Here is a 4971-nt window from a genome sequence, read left to right on the forward strand (position 1 = left end):
ACCGGGTTGACGGCCATAGAGTCGATCATACTCGGTACAGTCTTGCCCGTCTTGATGCCTGAGCGAAAGTCATGATAAGAGCGGATTTGGCACGGGTTAAAGTCTCGAATGTCGATGTCTTTTCTAACTGGAATCGATCCTTTTACCCGATTAAATTCTTTCTGGAACGATTTGTCTGCTAACACATCGGCTGCGTTGTTGGTTTGGTTTGCATCAAAGGACTTGCTGGCCATGAATATGATGCTGTCCATGTTGTAGAGGAATACGCCATCGCTTTCTGGTGTAGGGTAACAACCTATGTGGTTGGGAACCTCTATTTCGTTCGCCATTAACTCTCCCAATATCCAATCGCCACCAAGCTGAAATAGGGCCTGATTTGCCGCCAGTGCGCGAGTGGCGGAGTCCCATTTTGCATCTGGAACTGTATTGTCGACCAACAGGCTGATTTGTCTTAGTTGATTAAATGCAAATCTCAATTGTTCACTATCAATGCTCTCTCTTTGAAGCTCGACCATCGCATGGTTATAAAACTCAACACCACCGGTCGATATGACTAAGTTCTCGAATAGCATGGCGACTTGCCATGGCTGCTGACCGAGGGCCAATGGATTGATTCCTTTATGTTTGGCTAACTCCATGGTGGCGAGCATCTCTTGCCATGTGTCAGGCACAGGCTGGTGGAGTTGGTCGAGTAGTTGATGGTTCACCCACAGCCAGTTGAGTCGATGCAGCGTCAATGGCAAAGCCACATAGCCGTTGTCGGTTTTATTGATATCAATCGATAGTGGATAGAGCACTTGATCCCACTGGTGGTTTTCAGCCACATCGTTGACGTCATGAAGAATGCCAATCGCATCCCATGCTTTAATGCTAGGCCCCTCTATTTGTGCAAAGCTCGGAGGATTTCCGGCCAGTGCACGTGCTTGTAGTACCGTCATCGCACTGTCTCCACCACCACCAATAACTGGGCTAGGAGAGAGCTTAATATTATTTTGTTCAAGCTGCTGCTCTAGGACAGCTAATGCCGCTCGTTCACCGTCTGACGTCCACCAGTGAAGGAACTCTACATTGGCGTGAGCTGAGACTGAAATCAGACTAAGTGACAAGAAGGAGACAAGTTTGTTCATAGCGAATCTCTTGGGAAAGACAGGGTAGCGCATAAGCCACCATATTGAGAATGAGATAAGTTGAGTGTGCCACCATGTGCTTTGGCAATACTTTGTGAAATCGTCAGTCCGAGCCCAGTACCATCTTGGATTGTATTAGCTCTAAAGTAGGGCTGAAAAAGTTTGTCGAGTAGTTCGGTGTCTATGCCCTGACCAAAGTCATCAATGCGAATCTCCACCCCTTCTTCAGTATCAACTAAGGTGATTTGTGCTCTGTCACCATATTTCAGCGCATTGTCGACAAGGTTTTGGATACAGCGTTTAATCGCAAGTGGTTTACCTGCTAGTGGTTGTTCTATGCTACCGACAAGACTGATGTTTTCTGACTGCTGGGGAAGTGTCGAGATAATATGTTGAATGATCTCATTGAGATTAATCGGCTCTATCTCTTCGTGAATATCGGTCTCTTTAATACACTGTAATGCACCTTTAACCATCAGGTCGAGGTCATTGGCCAAACGGGTAAAACGCTCTCGGTCGGTTGGGTTATCGAGCATCTCTGAGCGAAGCTTTAAACAGGCAATGGGTGTTTTAAGGTCGTGAGAAATGGCGCTAAACAGCATCTCTCTGTCGTTCATATGACTGTCGATACGGCGGTTCATTTTATTAAATGCGCGTACCGCTGCTTTTAGTTCTCTACTGCCTTTCTCTTTCACGGTTGGGATATTTAACCTGCTTGACATTAAGGTCGCAGCTTTGGCGAGATCCTTAATCGGTTGGATTTCGCGTCGAACGATGAACCATGTGCAAACGAGCAGCAGCAGCGCGGAAAAGCATAGGGTGATCCACTCTCTGAACTCAAAGTAACTAGTTTCAAGGTTGACGTATGGTGCGGGCAAAACGGCGGCAAGGTAAAACCACTCGTTGTCGGCAACTTCCACTTGCATGACCAAAATCGGCGGGTCTAAGTCGCCAAAAGAGAGCGAATAGTGGGCCCACAGCAAAGGCAGTTCATCAATCGGCAGTTCATTGTTAAAGACGCGCAGGTTTTCTCGCTCGGTAAACTCGACATCAATGGTGGGCGCACCTTGAAGTTCACTGCTTAGTATTTGCTTAACTTGGTCGACGACGAGTGTTTTAGTGGTACTTTGTGCCAAAGGAGGAACGTCGATTCGGTGGTTGTTGAGCGACACAAAAAAGCGTGTTCCTCCCATATTGCGGAGCTGATTTAACACCAAGTGGCGATACTCAGACGGCAGGGTTTGAAAGAACGAGATGGTTGAAGAAGCGCTCAGGGCTAAGCTTTTAACTGTGTTAGTCAGCCCTTGCTTGTCGCGTTCGCTGGCATGTTGATACCAGATCATGCCGGAAAGAAGTTGGGCGACGAGGATCACCCCGAGTAGAAATACACTGGTACGAAAGGCTAAAGACTGGCTAATAGTGCTAATTCTCATAGTGGACTTCCGTTGTTAGCATGTAGCCTTTGTTGCGCACGGTTAAGATCAGCGAGCGATCTTTGTCTTCTAAGTGGTGACGTAGGCGGCTGATTTGTACATCAATGCCGCGTTCGAATGGGTCAGCGTCCCGTCCCCAAATTTCTCGTGCGATATCGTCGCGGGACAAGATAGATTGCGCGTTGTTGATGAATAGGCCCAACAACGAAAGATCGGCGCCACTGAGCTGTTTAATCTGGTTTGTCCTAAGGTGCGTGAGTTGGCGGGTTACAGTGTCTACTTGCCAATCATCGAATCTGACTTTGCGTGCGAGTTTCGCTTCAGCGGTATATTGACTGCGCCTTAATATGGTTTTAATCCTGGCTAACAACTCACGGGGGCTAAAAGACTTGGTGATGTAATCGTCAGCGCCCATTTCAAGCCCCGCGACTCGGTCTGCCTCTTCGGTCACCGCGGTGAGCATGATGATTGGAATTTGCGAGTCACGACGCAGTTTTTGGCACAATGTAAAGCCATCTTCGCCGGGCATCATGATGTCGAGGATGATCAAATCAGGTTGGTGGAGAGCTAACAATTGCCACATTACCTGGCCATTTTCAGCACCAAGCACGTCAAAGCCTACACGGCCAAGGTAGTCAGATAGGGCTTCCCTGAGCTCTACATTGTCATCGACAACCAATATCTGTTTGTTTTCCATCATCACACATCCTAGATTCGGTTTGGTCAACAGACCTTAGATATGATGCATGGTTACTCTCCCTTTCTCAATATCACTTATTTTAATTTGGGGACAGTTTTGTAAGTCAACGCTTACAAACTCGCAGGTATTTGTAACCTTCAGTGGTCGATAAGCCAGTAGACTTTTCCTGACATTACGTGAAACACAAATTCGAGTAAGTCTCGAAGACTAAATAACTGACTGAAGTCAGGAGGGAACCATGTTAGGAAGTCTATTTGGACAATTACAAAAAATAGGGCGGTCGTTGATGCTGCCTGTTGCGGTGTTACCAGTCGCGGGTTTGATGCTCGGTATTGGTAACGCAGGATTCGCCTTTATCCCTGAAGCTTTGAGTAAAATCATGCTTGCTGCGGGTGATGGTGTATTTGGCAATATGCAGTTGATGTTTGCTGTCGGTGTGGCGCTTGGTCTTTCAAAAGGTAATGATGGTGCAGCGGCGCTAGCAGGCTTAGTCGGTCTAATTATTATGAACGCTTCGCTAGGTATCGTGACCGGCTTACGCGGTTTTGAAACTGATGCGACGATTATGGGTGTCGATACCTTACAAACGGGTGTTTTTGGTGGTGTTATTATGGGTGCTGTCGCTGCCATGATGTATAACCGCTTCTATAATATTCGTTTGCCGGAATATCTTGGCTTCTTTGCTGGTAAGCGATTTGTACCTATCGTTACGGGCTTAAGCGCTATTTTGGTTGGCGCGTTTATGGCGTTTGCTTGGCCTCCTGTCGGTCAACTACTGGATGCATTCTCTCATTGGGCTGCGTACCAGAATCCAGTGCTAGCTTGGGCTGTTTACGGTGCGGGCGAACGTTCACTACTACCTGTCGGCTTACACCACATTTGGAATGCACCTTTCTTCTTCGAGGTAGGTAGTTACATCGATCCTGACACAGGCAAAGAGATCACTGGTGAGCTTACTCGCTTCTTCGCTGGAGATAAAACAGCAGGCTATCTATCTGGTGGCTTTATGTACTCTATGTGGGCTCTACCAGCAGCCGCGTTAGCGATTTACCACTGTGCAACGCCTGAACGTAAAAAAATCGTTGGTGGTTTGATGATGTCTGCGGCGCTGACTTCTTGGTTAACTGGTATTACTGAGCCAATCGAGTTTACGTTCCTATTTGTCGCGCCAGTGCTTTATATCATTCACGTTTTCCTTACAGGTATAGCGTTTGCGATTACTGCCTTCTTGGAAATCAAACACAGTACCGATTTTGCTCACGGCGCAATTCAGTTCTTCTTGTACTACCCAATGTCGAGCAACGCTTGGATGTTCATCATCATAGGTCCAATCTGGGCGTGCTTGTACTACGGTTTGTTCCGTTTCTTAATCGTCAAATTGGATTTGAAAACACCAGGGCGTGAAACAGAGTTAGCTGAAGTGAAAATTGCAGGTCAGCCAGATGAAATTGCGGTTGATGTGATTGACGCGCTAGGTGGTAAAGCCAACATCAAATCGGTAGACGCTTGTATTACGCGCTTGAGAGTTACAGTAAAAGACATTGCTAACGTTGATGTTGAAAAGCTTAAACAACTTGGCGCTCATGATGTGTTAGTGATAGGTGACAGTTTACAAGCTATTTTTGGTACTCAGTCAGATACGATCAAGTCTGAGATCCACGGAGTCTTGGCCGCCTCCTGATCTTACCTTTCACCCCCCATATTCACCGAA

General features: G+C 47.0%; 4 protein-coding genes. 1 reads left to right on the forward strand and 3 read right to left on the reverse strand.

What is annotated here, in order from left to right; genetic code table 11:
- The 3 genes from QTO00_RS14690 to QTO00_RS14700 form a co-directional block, all read right to left on the reverse strand.
- Positions 1-1127, reverse strand: a 1127-nt coding sequence (locus tag QTO00_RS14690; protein WP_331425462.1) for an ABC transporter substrate-binding protein, incomplete at its 3' end; no start/stop codon positions are given.
- On the reverse strand, positions 1124-2560 hold the full coding sequence (locus QTO00_RS14695; RefSeq protein WP_331425463.1) for an ATP-binding protein: 1437 nt from the start codon (positions 2558-2560) through the stop codon (positions 1124-1126). The genes QTO00_RS14695 and QTO00_RS14690, both read right to left, overlap by 4 nt.
- Positions 2550-3257 carry a response regulator transcription factor gene (locus QTO00_RS14700; RefSeq protein WP_331425465.1) on the reverse strand — a complete coding sequence of 236 codons (708 nt, stop codon included), beginning with the start codon at positions 3255-3257 and terminating at the stop codon, positions 2550-2552. The genes QTO00_RS14695 and QTO00_RS14700 overlap by 11 nt, the downstream gene beginning before the upstream one ends.
- Before the next feature lie 241 nt (positions 3258-3498).
- On the opposite strand from QTO00_RS14700, the gene ptsG reads away from it, so the two are divergent.
- The gene (gene ptsG / locus QTO00_RS14705; RefSeq protein ID WP_331425464.1) at positions 3499-4941 is read left to right on the forward strand and encodes a glucose-specific PTS transporter subunit IIBC; all 1443 of its coding nucleotides are present in this window, start codon (positions 3499-3501) and stop codon (positions 4939-4941) included.
- Positions 4942-4971: the final 30 nt, after the last annotated feature.

This window comes from Vibrio sp. M260118 (genome assembly GCF_036533755.1).
In the GTDB taxonomy this organism is placed as follows: Bacteria; Pseudomonadota; Gammaproteobacteria; order Enterobacterales; family Vibrionaceae; genus Vibrio.

Excerpts from the sequence above, each read along its gene's own strand:
- QTO00_RS14695 (WP_331425463.1), bottom strand. The coding sequence starts at position 2,560 with ATGAGAATTAGCACTATTAGCCAGTCTTTAGCCTTTCGTACCAGTGTA.
- ptsG (WP_331425464.1), top strand. The coding sequence starts at position 3,499 with ATGTTAGGAAGTCTATTTGGACAATTACAAAAAATAGGGCGGTCGTTG.
- QTO00_RS14700 (WP_331425465.1), bottom strand. The coding sequence starts at position 3,257 with ATGGAAAACAAACAGATATTGGTTGTCGATGACAATGTAGAGCTCAGG.